The sequence below is a fragment of the Pseudomonas sp. MB-090624 genome (assembly GCF_003205245.1).
Taxonomy (GTDB): Bacteria; Pseudomonadota; Gammaproteobacteria; order Pseudomonadales; family Pseudomonadaceae; genus Aquipseudomonas; species Aquipseudomonas juntendi.
Genome location: NZ_QJRK01000030.1, coordinates 68,689 through 87,326 on the forward strand (window position 1 = coordinate 68,689; position 18,638 = coordinate 87,326).

Below are 18,638 nucleotides of genomic sequence, written 5' to 3' on the forward strand. Positions count from 1 at the left end.
CGAAGCGTCGAACCGCCGCGAACACCGGCGTAGCCGGTGCCAGCCACTGCGCTGGATTCTTCGCGGGCACGCCCGCTCCCACACAGGCCGCGTCGCGCTTACGAACTGAGTTCTCTGCGCGACAGCGCAGGCCGTAGGGCTGAGTGATCTCCCACAGGTAGTGCACACATACTGCAGCCTGTGGTCGCCTGTGCGAGCGGGGGAATCAGGGGTGTATCTGGTCTTCCAGCTTCATGGTCAGGGCGAGTGTGCTGCCCATCTGCAAGGCGCGGTCGCGCCACTGCAGGTAGCGCACGCTGTCACGGCTGCTGAAATGCACCGCCAGCTCTTCGGCCGCCTGTACCACCCCTGCGGCTGCCGCCAGTTCCAGCCAGTACAATGCGGCCTTGATGTCGGGTTCCACGTACAACCCGTGCATCAAGCGATAACCCACCTCGAAGCGGCAACGCGCTTCGCCACGCTCGGCCCCGCGCATGAACCACTGGTAGGCCTGCACCAGGTCTACCTGCCATTGCTGCTCGCCATCGCACACTTCTTCTTCATACAGGTCACCCAAGGCCGCCGCGGCATGCAGCATGCCGCGCTCAAAGGCCTGCCGGTAGCAATCCGCCGCCTGGGCATAGGAGGGGTCTACGCCCTTGCCGAAGTAATGCTGCTGGCCAAGGTTGAACCACGCGGCAGCATTGCCCTGCAGCGCCGCCATGCGCAACAGGTGCCCGGCCAGCACGGTATCAGCGCGCCAATACTTGCCGTTGAGCCAGATCCAGCCCAGGTCGTTGAGCGCCGCTACGCTACCTTGCAATGCCTGGCGGCGCAGGTCGGCGTAAACGGCCTGCAGGTCACTGGCTTCGTCCAGGCGGTTGATCAGCAGCGAGCGCTGGCTGGGCAAGCCTACCCCGGCGAACAACCGATGCCGCCTGCCGGCCGGTGCCGGGGCGGCGATGACCCGTTCGGGCAAAAGGCGGGCAAGCAGCGAATGGATATTGCTGGCAGCAGACATGTTCATCCTCATTGAACGACGCACAACCCCAACCTTCGGCTGTGATGAGGCGTGATTCTGCGTGATGTCACGTCAAAACCTGTCGCGAACGATTCGGCACCAGGCAACCAAATGCGACTTACTTGATCTGAGCAGGGCGTGGCCAATTGCCATGCCCCTCGCCTGCCGCCATGCTATGACGGCAAGCCTAGACAAGGACGTTATCTTTTGCCGTTCGCCACCACTCGCGCCACCCTCAGCCGCCAATGGGCGCTGCTGCGTCAGCTACCCAGTCGCTCCCCGGGCATTACCAGCGCCGAGCTGGTGTGGCGCCTGCGCGACGTGGGCTTCACTGTCAGCAAGCGTACCGTTGAACGCGACCTGAATGAGCTTTCGTTGATTTTTCCGCTGGAGCGCAATGACAAGAGCATACCGTTCGGCTGGCACTGGGCGGCCAGTGCGGTGGGCGAACTGCGCGGTAATTTCGACTTGCTGACACATCTGCGAGGGGATGCGTTGCAGCCATCGCAGGGTGAGGGCGTGGAGCTGGTTGCGCGAATCAGCGATGCACTGGCGCGGCAGTTGCGGGATGCGCCATTGAGCAGCGACATGCAACTGACGGCACTGGAGCATGGGCATCGGTTACGCGGCACGGTAAGTGACGGCTGGCCATTACGCTGGTGGCTCTTGAGCCATGGGGACAGGGTGGTGGTAGAGCAGCCTGCCGCCTTGCGGGAGGAGATTGGCAGGATTCTTAGCAATGCGGCAGCTCAGTACCAGAATTTGTAGCCTGTACCGGCCTCTTCGCCAGTAAACCCGCGCCTACACAAGTTGATCGGATACTTATAGACGCGAGCTTTCCCGCGAAGAGGTGTAAACAGGATTACACATTAGTTCTGCATCTTACCGTATCTCAGCTGCTCAATATTTTGAGCACAAGACTGCAAACAATCAAAGTTCGACAGCCATTCACTTTCACCAAGAGTTTCACTCTCCTGCGCATTGAAACTAGTATTTTTACCAGTTGTTGGGAGTGGCGTCCGCATCTATGCTGACTCTACAGCCCCGCGGAATCACAGGAAATTAACAATGTCACGTCGCGATCAGAATATCAGGCGTTTCTATCAAGGCCGACAGCTGTGCACATTGTTGACTCAAGACGAAGCCTGGATGGCATTGCGTGCCAACAGAGAGCTCATCAGCGAACGGCTCCTCCCGCAAGGGAGGGCACCTTACACCATTTTACCGGGTGCGGACCCAAGCCGGAGTGTCATCTGCACAAAAAGAGCCAAAGCGTTAACGAACCTAGCCTACACGCCATATGGTTACATTAAAGAACGATTCCAGGGCAGTGGTCGATTGCAATTTAATGGGCAGCTACCCGAAGCCTCGATAAGCTGCTATTTGCTGGGCAGTTACAGACTGTTCAGCTCGTGTTTAATGCGTTTCTTCACTCCTGATGCCTGGAGCCCCTTTGGTGCTGGCGGTCGCAATGCCTACGCTTATTGTGAAAATGATCCACTAAACCACTCGGACCCTAGCGGGCACGGTAAAGTTTCTAACAAAAGCGCTGGTCCCTCTAGCCCCAATCTAAAATTACTTAAAGAAGCTGCTGACAAGCAGGCCTACCGCGAAGCCAAGATTCCCTTACAAAGAGAAATGTTCAATAAAAAAGTGACTCCCACCCCGCTATATTCAGATCCAAAACTTAAACCTGTCGCAAAACAAATAAACTCTCTTAAAAAGCTAATTATCTCGATCCGGAACAGCGAGCTAAAAAATAAGAATGACCGCATAGACCTTGCGGCCGCATCAATGTGGAAAATGGCAGACGAATACGGTTTAGGCACAACAGCAGTTACGGGCATAGCGTCCAGATCCAGCTATGCCAGCCACATAAAGGAATTGGCAGACACTCTAGATAAAGACCCAGCAAACACCATAAAAAAAATGACTGGCATAGACGATTCTAAATATCATGATAAACTTAAAGCAGTTACCATCCGGCAAAAACCGTGAGACTTGATTTATCCTTGCACGTCAAGTTTAGCCAGCTGCACTTAAGAATTCATCTTCAATTTTTCTGAAGATGACGGCTTCAGCATACGTATGTAACCACCCCATCGTTTTGCTCCGTGGAAGGGACCTGCGCGAGCGGCTAGCGTATATTGATAAGTTTGATTTACCGCTGTGCTTGTGCGGGTCATCCACGCGGCGTCTCCCAACGCAGCACGGTCAACCGCTCCAGGTTATTGAACACGAGCCCTTCCGCCAGAAGACACCACCGCCAACCCGGCACACAGCTTGATTGACGGCAAGGTCGCAAACACCAGATACACTTGAAGTACAGCCCTAGAACTGTCCTGCCGCGGGGACCGCCTGCAGTCAGATCAGCCCGCCCTGCTCTTCTTCGTCAATCAGGTTGTTGAGGCTGCTGAGCGCCTTGCGCGCCGTGGAACGGTTGAGCAGCTTGGCCTGCGCGCCGGCGGGCAGGTCGGTGATCTTGAACACGCCCTTGGCAGTCAGCACATCGATCAGGTCTTCAAGTACGCGGATCATGTCCAGGTCACTTTGCTTGAGCTGATTGAGGCTGTTTTCCACGACATCATCGGCAAACCATTCCTGAATATCCGCATGGTCGGCTGGGAGCATCTCGGTGAACTCATCAAAAGCGGCTGCCTCTACACGCAGCAACTTACCGGCGGCATTGCGTTGCACGTAGAACATGGCGGTGTCCCTCGTCACTTTGGTTCCTTGTTGGTAGGCAGCAGCATAGGCAAAGATCAGCAGGCACGCAGGCCCAGCGCCTGAGTATGCGCTGTCGGAAGGTGCCAGGAAAGAGCCGGCACGGCCATTACTTGGTTGATGGGGCCCTTGCGGGCGCGGCCTTGTGGAATGAAACAGGGGCCGCGACGGTCAGGCGCGGCCCCTTCAACACATCAGCTGTCCTTGTTGTGGATGATGATGGTCGGGTCAGCACCGCTGATCAACGAGTTGATCGTGGTGTTGGACCAGTTCACCCCTTCAAGCTTGATGGTCACATCGGCATTGGCGATACCGCCTGCGGCGTTGAGCTTGCCTTCGCTGCTGACCTGCAAGGTGGTCGTACCTTCAACCGTGGTGAGCTTCAGGTAATTGTCGATGGTACTGCCCTTCTCGCCTTGCAGCAGATCGCTCAAGTCGATCTTGTCCTTGTCCCCCATCTTGAAGTCTTTGATGACGTCGTTACCGAAATCACCCGCTTTCCACACGAAGGTGTCTGCGCCGCTGCCACCGATCAGGATATCGTCGCACTGGCCACCGATGAGGGTGTCGTTCCCGGTACCGCCCAGCAGGATATCGTTGCCTTTGCCACCATCGAGCGTGTCGTTACCACCTTGGCCAAAGAGAATGTCGTTGCCATTGCCGCCCGACAGGATGTCGTTGCCGTCTTTGGCGCCGGAGATGTCAAACTCGTTGTAATGCTCAGTGATGTACTGGTGGACATTGCTGGTGGTGATGGAGCTGACATCAACGCCGCTCTTCTGTGCGACATAGCTTTGCAGGGCCTGGTAGCCCTCGCTGACGACACCATTGAGGGTAATCAGGTCACCGAAGATGATGTCGTTGCCGTTGCCACCGTCGATGGTATCGGCACCTGGCACCGTGGCTTCGGTATGACCGAGAATCGCCTTCGCCAGGTCGGACGGGTCGATGTTGGTCTGCGGCTTGCCTGCGCTGTCGTAAGGCTTCAGATCATTGAGGCTGATGTCGTCGTTTAAGCCAATAGCGTAGACCTTGCTCAAACCGGGAACTGTAGAACTGCCTCCCAACAGCACGAAGCTGTCGGTTGTATTCGAGGCTGAATCATTCCAGTTCGAGGTCGTGCCCTTACCAGTGCCGCCCTGGCTGGAAAACTCGTAGGTACCATCGCCTTGAGCATGAATCGTACCCAGCGTGTCGCTAGAGTAAAGAACGAAGTTACCCCATATGTTATAGCCATAGGTCGAGACTTTGACCACGCCAGTACTGCTGATATCAACTTTGTGCGTCGCATCAGCCCATTCGCTGAAGGTGCCACCCACTTTGTAGTTGTTGACATTGACAACATCGTCGAGGGTCTTGCCACCCGTCCACAGCCGTTTGTCGGTAACTTCATTGCGTTGATAGAACGTCGGTTTGCCGTCCGTGATGAAGTACGTCAGGTTGTCCGCACCGGCGTTTCCGGTAGCCATCGTGCTCTTGAAGAAGTTTGCAGTAGTCTTGAAGGCGTCTTCGTAGTTAGTACCGCCACCCTCTGTCCCACCTTGCATCGACTTCAAAACAGCCTGCAATTGGCTGAGGGCGTTCGGGTCGGCAAGGTTCACTGCAACGTTCATGTTGACCTGCGAATCGAAGTCCACCAGGAAAATGTTTACCGTACCCGACGTGTCGGAACCCAAGCTTGCTTTGAGCGTGGAGAACACCGAAGCCAGCTGCGACTTGGCAGCAGCAATCGAGTCGTCAGTCATACTGCCGGAACTGTCCACGATAAACGCGATGTTGTAGTTCTTGCCCGCTACAACGTTCAGCCCGGAAACATCTGCAACAATGATGTCGTTACCTTCGCTGCCGGTCATGGCGTCGTTGCCCGATGTGCCTACGCTGGCCTTGTAGGTCGCGGGATACACGGTTACCGGGATATTGCCGGTGGTAATAGCCGAACCACCCACGCTTTCAGTGGCAGTCGAGATGACCGTAACGTCGAACGAACCTTTGTAGTAGGTCGGTGGCGTCAGCGTGAGGCTGCTGAGTTTCCAGCCCGTTACATCCACCGGCGTGCTGCCTACCGTGACAGTATGGCCTGCACCGTCGCTGAGCACGGTCCCTTTGGGGATACCGCTCAGGCTTACGCTCAGGGTTTCCGAACCGTCAGTGTCGGTGAGGGCGGTGGAGATAGCCACCAGTTTGACCGAGCCGCCTTCCGGCCCCTCATTGAGCTTGTAACCGTCATAGTAGCTTTGCCCGTTCACAGTGTGCAGATCGGACACGCCCAGGCCAGCCTTGGCCATCTCGGTCACGTTCTGGTACATCTTGATGTTCGAGCTGCTCAGGTCGGTGACGCCACCGTCGCCGACCTTGATGTTCAGGTCATAGCTGCCTGGGCCGGCCTGGTTGGCATGGTAGACCTCGAGCGGGTAGTAGCCGCTGGTGTTCGGGGTAAAGGTCCCCGACACCTGGCCACCAGCACCCCAGGTGGCAGTGACCACAGTCTTACCGCCGATGGTGACCACGAAGCTGTCGTCGGCAGTGCCGCTGAAGGTGTAGGTCTTGCCGGCTTCGAGGTAGATCAGGCCAGAGGTTTTGGAGCCGGTGCCACCTGCAACGCTGCCATCGGACTGAACATTGGTCGTGGTGCTGCTGGAGCTGGCACTGCCCGAGTTGGCAAAGACCGTCTTCAGGTCATCGCCGGTAATGCCGTTACCACCCGTGCCAAGACCTTTGAGGCTGTTCCAGACTTCCTTGGTGAGGCCTTTGGAATCGATGTCGGCGCTGCCGAAACTCAGCGTGGGCTTGTCGGCAACCGGGCGAATGTCGACCTTCATGGTCGAATCTGTGCCTACGTTGGTGCCGTCATTCGGCTTGAACTTGAATTGCGCGTAGTCGGCTTGCTGGTTGCCCACGCCGTTGCCGCCATAATTATCGGTCCCAGACTCGTTGCGCAGCGGAACGAACTTCAGGTTGCCGGCCTCGATGCTGGCCTGGCTGACAACCTGGCCAACGCCCACATTGGTCCAGGCCGTGCCGTTGAAGAACTGCAACGTGCCGGAAGCCGGGATCGAGCTGATGGTTACCGACAGACCAGTGTTGCCATCGGGGTCGGAGACATTGAAGTCGCTCCAGGCAAACACATAGTTGGTGTCTTCCACACCAAACACTGCACCGCCGCTCGAAACTGGCAGGTGGTCGTTGTCCACGATGGTCGTGGTAACGCTCGATTTGCTGGTATCCACCTGCAGATTCTCGAACTTGCCACCCGACACGCCTACGATCGTTACCACAAAGTTTTCGGTACCCTCGACCAGCTTGTCGTCGATGGTGCCGATGGTGAACGTGGTACCGCTGCTGTTGGCCGGAATCTTCACAGTGGTCACACCGATGAAGTCCTCGCCGTTCTTGGCGGTGTCGCTGTAGCTGAGCGTAACGGTGACCTCGTCCTTGGCCTCGTGGGTGAGGTTCAGGGTGTAAGTACCCGTCTCGCCTTCGTTCAGAGACGTCGTGCCGTTGATGCTGACTTTGGCAACGTCACCTTGGCCAGACGGCTCGTCGGTGACCGATGTGCTGACGCTAGTGGTGCTCGGCACCAGTTTCTCGAACACCTTGTCGCCGCTCACGGTGATGTCGGTGATCGACTTGGTGATCGTCGGCTGGCCGCCTACGTATACGTCGTCCGGTGCATTGATGGTCACGCTGCCGGTGGCCGAACCCGCATTGATGGTGACCTGGGTGCCACCGCTCAGGGTGACGGTCACACCGCCATGGCCGGTAACCGGCAGGTTGCTGTTATCACCCACCAAGGTCACGGTGTACGTAATCGCGCCACCTTCGGCCACGGTGGACTTGTCCACCGACAGCACTGCAGTGACCTTGCTTTCGGTATCGGTCACGCTGACCGAGGCCGGGTTGCTGAACTCCAGCTTCTCGAAGGTGGCGTTCGGCACTTCGGCCTTGCTGATACCCACCGTGACGGTGCCCGGGTCCTTGAACACGTCATCACCTTGCGCCGGTGCGGTGTAGACCTTGCTGGTCTCGCCCGCCTTGAAGAGCACGGTGTCGTTGTTGCTCAGGGTGACGGTCAGGTCCTTGTCCAGCGGCTTGTTCAGGCTGACGGTGAAGGTCGGTGCAGTGGCTTCGTTGACCGAAGACTGGTTGGCAACGATGCTGACCTTGACCAGGTCGCCTTGGCCAGACGGTTCGTCGGTTACCGATGTGCTGACGCTGGTAGTGCTCGGCACCAGTTTCTCGAACACCTTGTCGCCGCTCACGGTGATGTCGGTGATCGACTTGGTGATCGTCGGCTGGCCGCCTACGTATACGTCGTCCGGCGCATTGATGGTCACGCTGCCGGTGGCCGAACCCGCATTGATGGTGACCTGGGTGCCACCGCTCAGGGTGACGGTCACACCGCCATGGCCGGTAACCGGCAGGTTGCTGTTATCGCCCACCAGGGTCACGGTGTACGTGATCGCGCCACCTTCGGCCACGGTGGACTTGTCCACCGACAGCACTGCAGTGACCTTGCTTTCGGTATCGGTCACGCTGACCGAGGCCGGGTTGCTGAACTCCAGCTTCTCGAAGGTGGCGTTCGGCACTTCGGCCTTGCTGATACCCACCGTGACGGTGCCCGGGTCCTTGAACACGTCATCACCTTGCGCCGGTGCGGTGTAGACCTTGCTGGTCTCGCCCGCCTTGAAGAGCACGGTGTCGTTGTTGCTCAGGGTGACGGTCAGGTCCTTGTCCAGCGGCTTGTTCAGGCTGACGGTGAAGGTCGGTGCAGTGGCTTCGTTGACCGAAGACTGGTTGGCAACGATGCTGACCTTGACCAGGTCGCCTTGGCCAGACGGTTCGTCGGTTACCGATGTGCTGACTTTGGTGCTGCCCAGGTTCAGTTGCTCGAACTGATCGGCGCCGGCGCCTTCGACCTTGGTCAGGCCTTGAGTGATGGTGACTGGATCGTTGACGTAGACGTTGTCTGGCGCGGTGACGGTAACCGAACCGCTGGCCTCGCCTGCCTTGACGGTCACAGTGGTTCCGTCAGTCAGGGTGAAGGTCAGCCCCTTGTGGTTGGTCACTGGCAGGCTCGGATCAGCGCTGACCAGAGTCACGGTGTAAGTGATCTGGCCGCCTTCGGCCACTGTGGTGTTATCCACAGTGAGCTGGGCAGTAACCGGGCTCTGAGTATCGGTGACCGCCACGGTAGCAGGCTCGCCGATCTGCAGATTTTCCAGCTGCTCGCCGACCACTTCCGCCTTGGTGATGCTGACGGTGATCTTGCCCTCGTCTTTGAACACGTCATCGCCCTGCGCCGGAGCGGCATAGGACTTGGTGGTTTCACCTGCCGCGAAGGTCAGGGTGGCACCGGTGCTCAGGGTCACGGTGAACGGCTTATCCAAAGCCTTATTCAGGGTGACGGTGAAGGTTGGTTCGGTTGCTTCGTTGACCGAGACTTGATCGGCCACGATGCTGACCTTGACCAGGTCGCCTTCGTTGTTGCCGCCTGGGTTGCCCGGTGTGCCTGGCTCGTCAGTCACGGAGGTGCTGACGGTATCTTTGCCCAGATTCAGTTGTTCGAACTGATCAGCGCCGGCGCCTTCGACCTTGGTCAGACCTTGGGTGATAGTGACCGGATCGTTGACGTAGACGTTGTCTGGCGCAGTGACAGTGGTGGTGCCGACCGATTCACCGGCTTTGACCGTGACGATGGTACCGTCGGTCAGGGTGAAGGTCAGGCCCTTGTGGTTGGTCACTGGCAGGCTCGGATCGGCGCTGACCAGGGTCACGGTGTAAGTGATGTGGCCACCTTCGGTCACGGTGGCGTTATCCACAGTGAGCTGCGCAGTCACCGGGCTCTGGGTATCGGTCACAGCTACGGACGCAGGCTGGCCGATCTGCAGGTTTTCCAACTGCTCGCCGACCACTTCCGCCTTGGTGATGCTGACAGTGATCTTGCCTTCGTCCTTGAACACGTCATCGCCCTGCGCCGGAGCGGCGTAGGACTTGGTGGTCTCGCCTGCTGCGAAGGTCAGGGTGGCGCCGGTGCTCAGGGTTACGGTGAATGGCTTGTCCAAAGCCTTGTTCAGGGTGACAGTGAAGGTAGGTTCGGTTGCTTCGTTGACCGAGACTTGGTCAGCCACGATGCTGACCTTGACCAGATCGCCTTCGTTATTGCCACCTGGGTTACCCGGAGTACCCGGCTCGTCAGTCACGGAGGTGCTGACGGTATCTTTGCCCAGATTCAGTTGTTCGAACTGATCAGCGCCGGCGCCTTCGACCTTGGTCAGACCTTGGGTGATGGTGACTGGATCGTTGACGTAGACGTTGTCTGGCGCGGTGACGGTAACAGAACCGGTCGCCTCACCTGCTTTAACGGTCACAGTAGTCCCGTCAGTCAGCGTGAAGGTCAGACCTTTGTGGTTGGTTACTGGCAGGCTCGGATCAGCGCTGACCAGGGTCACGGTGTAGGTGATCTTGCCGCCTTCGGCCACAGTGGTGTTATCCACAGTGAGCTGGGCAGTAACCGGGCTCTGCGTATCGGTCACAGCTACGGACGCAGGCTGACCGATCTGCAGATTTTCCAGCTGCTCGCCGACCACTTCTGCCTTGGTGATGCTGACGGTGATCTTGCCTTCGTCCTTGAACACGTCATCGCCCTGCGCCGGAGCGGCATAGGACTTGGTGGTCTCGCCTGCCGCGAAGGTCAGGGTCGCACCGGTGCTCAGGGTTACGGTGAACGGCTTGTCGAGCGCCTTGTTCAGGGTGACGGTGAAGGTTGGCTCAGTGGCTTCGTTGACCGAGACTTGATCGGCCACGATGCTGACCTTGACCAGATCGCCTTCGTTATTGCCACCTGGGTTACCCGGAGTACCCGGCTCGTCAGTCACGGAGGTGCTGACGGTATCTTTGCCCAGATTCAGTTGTTCGAACTGATCAGCGCCGGCGCCTTCGACCTTGGTCAGACCTTGGGTGATGGTGACTGGATCGTTGACGTAGACGTTGTCTGGCGCGGTGACGGTAACAGAACCGGTCGCCTCACCTGCTTTAACGGTCACAGTAGTCCCGTCAGTCAGCGTGAAGGTCAGACCTTTGTGGTTGGTTACTGGCAGGCTCGGATCAGCGCTGACCAGGGTCACGGTGTAGGTGATCTTGCCGCCTTCGGCCACAGTGGTGTTATCCACAGTGAGCTGGGCAGTAACCGGGCTCTGCGTATCGGTGACCGCCACAGTTGCAGGCTGACCGATCTGCAGGTTTTCCAGTTGCTCGCCGACGACTTCCGCCTTGGTGATGCTGACAGTGATCTTGCCTTCATCCTTGAACACGTCATCGCCCTGCGCCGGTGCGGCGTAGGACTTGGTGGTCTCGCCTGCCGCGAAGGTCAGGGTGGCACCAGTGCTCAGGGTCACGGTGAACGGCTTGTCCAAAGCCTTGTTCAGGGTGACAGTGAAGGTAGGTTCGGTTGCTTCGTTGACCGAGACTTGGTCAGCCACGATGCTGACCTTGACCAGATCGCCTTCGTTATTGCCACCTGGGTTACCTGGAGTGCCTGGCTCATCGGTAACTACTGTGCTGACAGTATTTTTGCCCAGGTTCAGTTGCTCGAACTGATCGGCGCCGGCGCCTTCGACCTTGGTCAGGCCTTGGGTGATGGTGACTGGATCGTTGACGTAGACGTTGTCTGGCGCAGTGACGGTAACCGAACCGGTGGCCTCGCCTGCCTTGACGGTCACAGTGGTGCCGTCAGTCAGGGTGAAGGTCAGACCCTTGTGGTTGGTCACTGGCAGGCTTGGATCAGCACTGACCAAGGTCACGGTGTAGGTGATCTTGCCGCCTTCGGCCACAGTGGTGTTATCCACAGTGAGCTGGGCAGTAACCGGGCTCTGCGTATCGGTGACCGCAACGGTAGCAGGCTGGCCGATCTGCAGATTTTCCAGCTGCTCGCCGACCACTTCCGCCTTGGTGATGCTGACGGTGATCTTGCCTTCGTCCTTGAACACATCCTCGCCCTGCGCCGGTGCGGCGTAGGACTTGATGGTTTCACCTGCCGCGAAGGTCAGGGTGGCACCAGTGCTCAGGGTCACGGTGAATGGCTTGTCGAGCGCTTTGTTCAAGGTAACGGTGAAGGTTGGCTCAGTCGCCTCATTCACGGACAGCTGATCCGCAGCGATGGTGACCTTGACCAGGTCGCCTTCGTTATTGCCACCTGGGTTACCCGGAGTACCCGGCTCATCGGTAACTACTGTGCTGACAGTATCTTTGCCCAGGTTCAGTTGTTCGAACTGATCAGCGCCAGCGCCTTCAACCTTGGTCAGGCCTTGGGTAATGGTCACCGGATCGTTGACGTAGACGTTGTCTGGCGCAGTGACGGTAACCGAGCCGGTAGCCTCGCCTGCCTTGACAGTCACAGTGGTGCCGTCAGTCAGGGTGAAGGTCAGACCCTTGTGGTTGGTCACTGGCAGGCTTGGATCAGCACTGACCAAGGTCACGGTGTAAGTGATCTGGCCGCCTTCGGCCACTGTGGTGTTATCCACAGTGAGCTGGGCAGTAACCGGGCTCTGAGTATCGGTGACCGCAACGGTAGCAGGCTCGCCGATCTGCAGATTTTCCAGCTGCTCGCCGACCACTTCCGCCTTGGTGATGCTGACGGTGATCTTGCCTTCGTCCTTGAACACGTCATCGCCCTGCGCCGGAGCGGCGTAGGACTTGGTGGTCTCGCCTGCCGCGAAGGTCAGGGTGGCGCCGGTGCTCAGGGTTACGGTGAATGGCTTGTCCAAAGCCTTGTTCAAGGTGACGGTGAAGGTAGGTTCTGTGGCTTCGTTGACCGAAACCTGATCGGCCACGATGGTGACTTTGACCAAGTCACCTTCGTTGTTGCCGCCCGGGTTGCCTGGAGTGCCAGGCTCATCGGTGACTACTGTGCTGACGGTATCTTTGCCCAGATTCAGTTGTTCGAACTGATCGGCGCCAGCGCCCTCGACCTTGGTCAAACCTTGGGTGATGGTGACTGGATCGTTGACGTAGACGTTGTCTGGCGCAGTGACAGTGGTGGTGCCGACCGATTCACCGGCTTTGACCGTGACGAGGGTGCCATCGGTCAGGGTGAAGGTCAGGCCCTTGTGGTTGGTCACTGGCAGGCTCGGATCGGCGCTGACCAAGGTCACGGTGTAAGTGATCTTGCCACCTTCGGCCACAGTGGTGTTATCCACAGTGAGCTGAGCAGTAACCGGGCTCTGCGTATCGGTCACAGCTACGGACGCAGGCTGGCCGATCTGCAGGTTTTCCAGCTGCTCACCGACCACTTCGGCCTTGGTGATGCTGACAGTGATCTTGCCTTCGTCCTTGAACACGTCATCGCCCTGCGCCGGAGCGGCGTAGGACTTGGTGGTCTCGCCTGCTGCGAAGGTCAGGGTGGCGCCAGTGCTCAGGGTTACGGTGAATGGCTTGTCCAAAGCCTTGTTCAGGGTGACGGTGAAGGTAGGTTCAGTGGCTTCGTTGACCGAAACTTGATCGGCCACGATAGAGACTTTGACCAAGTCACCTTCGTTGTTGCCGCCCGGGTTACCCGGAGTGCCTGGCTCATCGGTGACTACTGTGCTGACAGTATCTTTGCCCAGGTTCAGTTGTTCGAACTGATCGGCGCCAGCGCCCTCGACCTTGGTCAAACCTTGGGTGATGGTGACTGGATCGTTGACGTAGACGTTGTCTGGCGCAGTGACAGTGGTGGTGCCGACCGATTCACCGGCTTTGACCGTGACGAGGGTGCCATCGGTCAGGGTGAAGGTCAGGCCCTTGTGGTTGGTCACTGGCAGGCTCGGATCGGCGCTGACCAAGGTCACGGTGTAAGTGATCTTGCCACCTTCGGCCACAGTGGTGTTATCCACAGTGAGCTGAGCAGTAACCGGGCTCTGCGTATCGGTCACAGCTACGGACGCAGGCTGGCCGATCTGCAGGTTTTCCAGCTGCTCACCGACCACTTCGGCCTTGGTGATGCTGACAGTGATCTTACCTTCGTCCTTGAACACATCATCGCCCTGCGCCGGAGCGGCGTAGGACTTGGTGGTCTCGCCGGCCGCAAAGGTCAGGGTGGCACCGGTGCTCAGGGTCACGGTGAACGGCTTATCCAAAGCCTTGTTCAGGGTGACGGTGAAGGTCGGCTCAGTGGCTTCGTTGACCGAGACTTGGTCAGCCACGATGCTGACCTTGACCAGATCGCCTTCGTTATTGCCACCTGGGTTACCTGGAGTGCCTGGCTCATCAGTCACGGAGGTGCTGACAGTATCTTTGCCCAGGTTCAGTTGCTCGAACTGATCAGCCCCGGCGCCTTCAACCTTGGTCAGGCCTTGAGTGATGGTGACTGGATCGTTGACGTAGACGTTGTCTGGCGCAGTGACAGTGGTGGTGCCGACCGATTCACCGGCTTTGACCGTGACGACGGTGCCATCGGTCAGGGTGAAGGTCAGGCCTTTGTGGTTGGTCACTGGCAAGCTTGGATCAGCGCTGACCAAGGTCACGGTGTAGGTGATCTGGCCGCCTTCGGCGACGATAGTGTTGTCTACCGACAGTTCAGCAGTAACCGGGCTCTGCGTATCGGTGACTGCAACGGTGGCAGGCTCGCCGATCTGCAGATTTTCCAGTTGCTCACCGACCACTTCGGCCTTGGTGATGCTGACAGTGATCTTACCTTCGTCCTTGAACACATCATCGCCCTGCGCCGGAGCGGCGTAGGACTTGGTGGTCTCGCCGGCCGCAAAGGTCAGGGTGGCACCGGTGCTCAGGGTCACGGTGAACGGCTTATCCAAAGCCTTGTTCAGGGTGACGGTGAAGGTCGGCTCAGTGGCTTCGTTGACCGAGACTTGGTCAGCCACGATGCTGACCTTGACCAGATCGCCTTCGTTATTGCCACCTGGGTTACCTGGAGTGCCTGGCTCATCAGTCACGGAGGTGCTGACAGTATCTTTGCCCAGGTTCAGTTGCTCGAACTGATCAGCCCCGGCGCCTTCAACCTTGGTCAGGCCTTGAGTGATGGTGACTGGATCGTTGACGTAGACGTTGTCTGGCGCGGTGACGGTAACCGAACCGGTGGCCTCGCCTGCTTTAACGGTCACAGTGGTCCCGTCTGTCAGCGTGAAGGTCAGACCTTTGTGGTTGGTTACTGGCAAGCTTGGATCAGCGCTTACCAGAGTCACGGTGTAGGTGATCTTGCCGCCTTCAGCGACGGTAGTGTTGTCTACCGACAGTTCTGCAGTAACCGGGCTCTGCGTATCGGTCACAGCTACGGACGCAGGCTGACCGATCTGCAGGTTTTCCAGCTGCTCGCCGACCACTTCCGCCTTGGTGATGCTGACGGTGATCTTGCCCTCGTCTTTGAACACGTCATCGCCCTGCGCCGGAGCGGCGTAGGACTTGGTGGTCTCGCCGGCCGCGAAGGTCAGGGTCGCACCGGTGCTCAGGGTTACGGTGAACGGCTTATCCAAAGCCTTATTCAGGGTGACGGTGAAGGTTGGTTCGGTTGCTTCGTTGACCGAAACTTGATCGGCCACGATGCTGACTTTGACCAAGTCACCTTCGTTGTTGCCGCCCGGGTTACCCGGAGTGCCTGGCTCATCGGTGACTACTGTGCTGACGGTATCTTTGCCCAGATTCAGTTGTTCGAACTGATCAGCGCCAGCGCCTTCAACCTTGGTCAGGCCTTGGGTAATGGTCACCGGATCGTTGACGTAGACGTTGTCTGGCGCGGTGACGGTAACCGAACCGGTGGCCTCGCCTGCTTTAACGGTCACAGTGGTCCCGTCTGTCAGCGTGAAGGTCAGACCCTTGTGGTTGGTTACTGGCAGGCTCGGATCTGCGCTGACCAGAGTCACGGTGTAGGTGATCTTGCCGCCTTCGGCCACAGTGGTGTTATCCACAGTGAGCTGGGCAGTAACCGGGCTCTGCGTATCGGTGACCGCCACAGTAGCAGGCTGGCCGATCTGCAGATTTTCCAGCTGCTCGCCGACCACTTCCGCCTTGGTGATGCTGACGGTGATCTTGCCCTCGTCCTTGAACACGTCATCGCCCTGCGCCGGAGCGGCATAGGACTTGGTGGTTTCACCGGCCGCGAAGGTCAGGGTGGCACCGGTGCTCAAAGTCACGGTGAATGGCTTGTCGAGCGCCTGGTTCAGGGTAACGGTGAAGGTCGGCGCAGTAGCCTCATTCACAGACAGCTGATCGGCAGCGATGGTGACCTTGACCAAGTTGCCTTGGCCAGACGGCTCGTCAGTAACCTGAGTTTGAACCTCGGCCTTGTCCAGGGTCAGTTGCTCGAACTTCCACGCATCCTGGCCGCTGACCGAATCAATGGCGTTGACCACTGGTGCGTTGGTGCCGACGTAGACGTTGTCCGGTGCGATAACAGTGGCCGAACCGGTGGTGCTGTTGGCCGCCACGACAATGTTGGTGCCGTCGGTCAGCTTGAAGAACAGCTCCGCGTGGTTGTTGATCGGCAGACCATCTTTGTTGGTCAGCGTGATGGTGTAGGTAATCTCGCCGCCTTCGGTCACCGATGGGGTAGCGGTCAGTTTGGCGACCACTTCATCGATGGTGTCGGTGACTTTTACCGAGGCGTCGCCACCCAGTTGCAGGTTCTCGAACGCTGCACCGGTAGCGTCGGCTGCCGATTTGATGCCCAAGGTGATTTCGCCGGCATCTTGATAGACGTCATCGCCCTGTGCTGCGTGCTCGTAAGCCGCGGTGGTTTCGCCAGCCTTGATGGTGACCTTGGCATCGTTGCTCAGGGTCACGACCAGGTCGTGAGCCAAAGGCTGATTGATATGCACGGTGAACGTCGGTTTGACGTTCTCGGCGACCGAGGTCTGGTCAGCTGTGATGGTGACCTTGACGATGTCACCTTCGTTGCCCGGGGTGCCAGGCTCGTCGGTGACCTGGGTGCTGACCTCAGCCTTGTCCAGGGTCAGCTGCTCGAACTTCCACGCATCCTGGCCGCTGACCGAATCAATGGCGTTGACCACTGGTGCGTTGGTGCCGACGTAGACGTTGTCCGGTGCGATAACAGTGGCCGAACCGGTGGTGCTGTTGGCCGCCACGACAATGTTGGTGCCGTCGGTCAGCTTGAAGAACAGCTCCGCGTGGTTGTTGATCGGCAGACCATCTTTGTTGGTCAGCGTGATGGTGTAGGTAATCTCGCCGCCTTCGGTCACCGATGGGGTAGCGGTCAGTTTGGCGACCACTTCATCGATGGTGTCGGTGACTTTTACCGAGGCGTCGCCACCCAGTTGCAGGTTCTCGAACGCTGCACCGGTAGCGTCGGCTGCCGATTTGATGCCCAAGGTGATTTCGCCGGCATCTTGATAGACGTCATCGCCCTGTGCTGCGTGCTCGTAAGCCGCGGTGGTTTCGCCAGCCTTGATGGTGACCTTGGCATCGTTGCTCAGGGTCACGACCAGGTCGTGAGCCAAAGGCTGATTGATATGCACGGTGAACGTCGGTTTGACGTTCTCGGCGACCGAGGTCTGGTCAGCTGTGATGGTGACCTTGACGATGTCACCTTCGTTGCCCGGGGTGCCAGGCTCGTCGGTGACCTGGGTGCTGACCTCAGCCTTGTCCAGGGTCAGCTGCTCGAACTTCCACGCGTCTTGGCCGCTGACCGAGTCAATGGCGTTGACCACTGGCGCGTTGGTGCCGACGTAGACGTTGTCCGGCGCGATAACAGTAGCCGAACCGGTAGTGCTGTTGGCCGCCACGACGATATTGGTGCCATCGGTCAGCTTGAAGTACAGGTCCGAAGGGTTGTTGATCGGCAGACCATCTTTGTTGGTCAGCGTGATGGTGTACGTAATCTCGCCGCCTTCGGTTACCGAAGGGCTCGCGGTCAGCGTGGCTACAACTTCACTGATGGTGTCTGAGATTTCAACTGTCGCGGGGCTACCGAACTCCAGCTTCTCAAAGGTGGCACCTGGGACGCTTGCGTCAGTAACGCCAAGAGTGAGAGAGCCGGGATCTTTGAAGACATCATCACCTTGGGCTGCCGCCTTGTACTCCACCTCTGTTTTACCGGCTTCAATGGTGACCTTGTCGCCATTGGACAGGGTAACGGTCAGTGGCCGATCCAGCGCCTGACTGACTTTTACAGTAAAGACAGGCTGCTGATCTTCAGTCACATTGCCATTGCTGACGATGCTCACAGTTACAGGGTCGATGCTGTCCTGGATGGCAGTCGATGCAGGTGTTGGGTCCGGTGTCAGTTGCTCGAAATTGCCACCGGTTGCTTTGTCGATGGTGACATTGACGGTCGAGCCGTTGTTGTAAACGTCGTTGGCCGGGGTCTGGAAATCGACACTGCCCTGAGTCTTGCCGGCTTCAACGGTTACGGTCTGGCCGTTGGACAGGGTCACGGTTACCGGGGTCTGGGCAGGATTGCTCAGGGTGACGGTGTAGGTGATCACGCCGCCTTCGGTCACCGACGGGCTCGCGGTCAACGTTGCAGTGGTGGTGTCCACCGAATCATTGATCGTGGTTTGAGCCGGAGTCGGGTTCGGGGTCAGTTGTTCGAAGTTGCCGCCAGTGGCGTTTTCGATGGTGACGCTAACGGTCGAGCCGTTGTTGTAAACGTCGTTGGCCGGGGTCTGGAAATCGACACTGCCCTGAGTCTTGCCCGCTTCAACGGTCACAGTCTGGCCGTTGGACAGGGTCACGGTTACCGGGGTCTGAGCAGGGTTGCTCAGAGTCACGGTATAGGTGATCACGCCGCCTTCGGTCACGCTCGGCGATGCAGTGAGGGTCGCGGTGGTGGTGTCGACCGAGTCATTGATCGTGGTTTGAGCCGGAGTCGGGTTCGGAGTCAGTTGTTCGAAGTTACCGCCAGTGGCGTTTTCGATGGTGACGCTAACGGTCGAGCCGTTGTTGTAAACGTCGTTGGCCGGGGTCTGGA

At 58.4% G+C, this 18,638-nt stretch carries 5 protein-coding genes; 2 read left to right on the forward strand and 3 right to left on the reverse strand.

What is annotated here, in order from left to right; all coding sequences use genetic code 11:
* Positions 1–205: 205 nt before the first annotated feature.
* On the reverse strand, positions 206–1,000 hold the full coding sequence (locus DMX12_RS17505) for a tetratricopeptide repeat protein (RefSeq protein WP_110678977.1): 795 nt from the start codon (positions 998–1,000) through the stop codon (positions 206–208).
* A 207-nt stretch (positions 1,001–1,207) separates the two neighbouring features.
* Between DMX12_RS17505 and DMX12_RS17510 the strand changes: the two genes are divergently transcribed.
* Together DMX12_RS17510 and DMX12_RS17515 are read left to right on the forward strand one after the other, a co-directional pair.
* Entirely contained in the window at positions 1,208–1,768 is a 561-nt protein-coding gene (locus tag DMX12_RS17510; RefSeq protein ID WP_110678979.1) for a WYL domain-containing protein, read from the forward strand.
* A 300-nt stretch (positions 1,769–2,068) separates the two neighbouring features.
* Entirely contained in the window at positions 2,069–2,998 is a 930-nt protein-coding gene (locus DMX12_RS17515; protein ID WP_110678981.1) for an RHS repeat-associated core domain-containing protein, read from the forward strand.
* Positions 2,999–3,364: 366 nt separating this feature from the next.
* Here the strand turns inward: DMX12_RS17515 and DMX12_RS17525 are convergent, their stop codons facing one another.
* Positions 3,365–3,706, reverse strand: a complete 342-nt coding sequence (locus DMX12_RS17525; RefSeq protein WP_110678983.1) for a tryptophan synthase subunit beta — start codon at positions 3,704–3,706, stop codon at positions 3,365–3,367.
* 212 nt (positions 3,707–3,918) lie between these two features.
* On the reverse strand, positions 3,919–18,638 hold a 14,720-nt coding region (locus DMX12_RS17530; protein WP_371928273.1), incomplete at its 5' end, for an immunoglobulin-like domain-containing protein.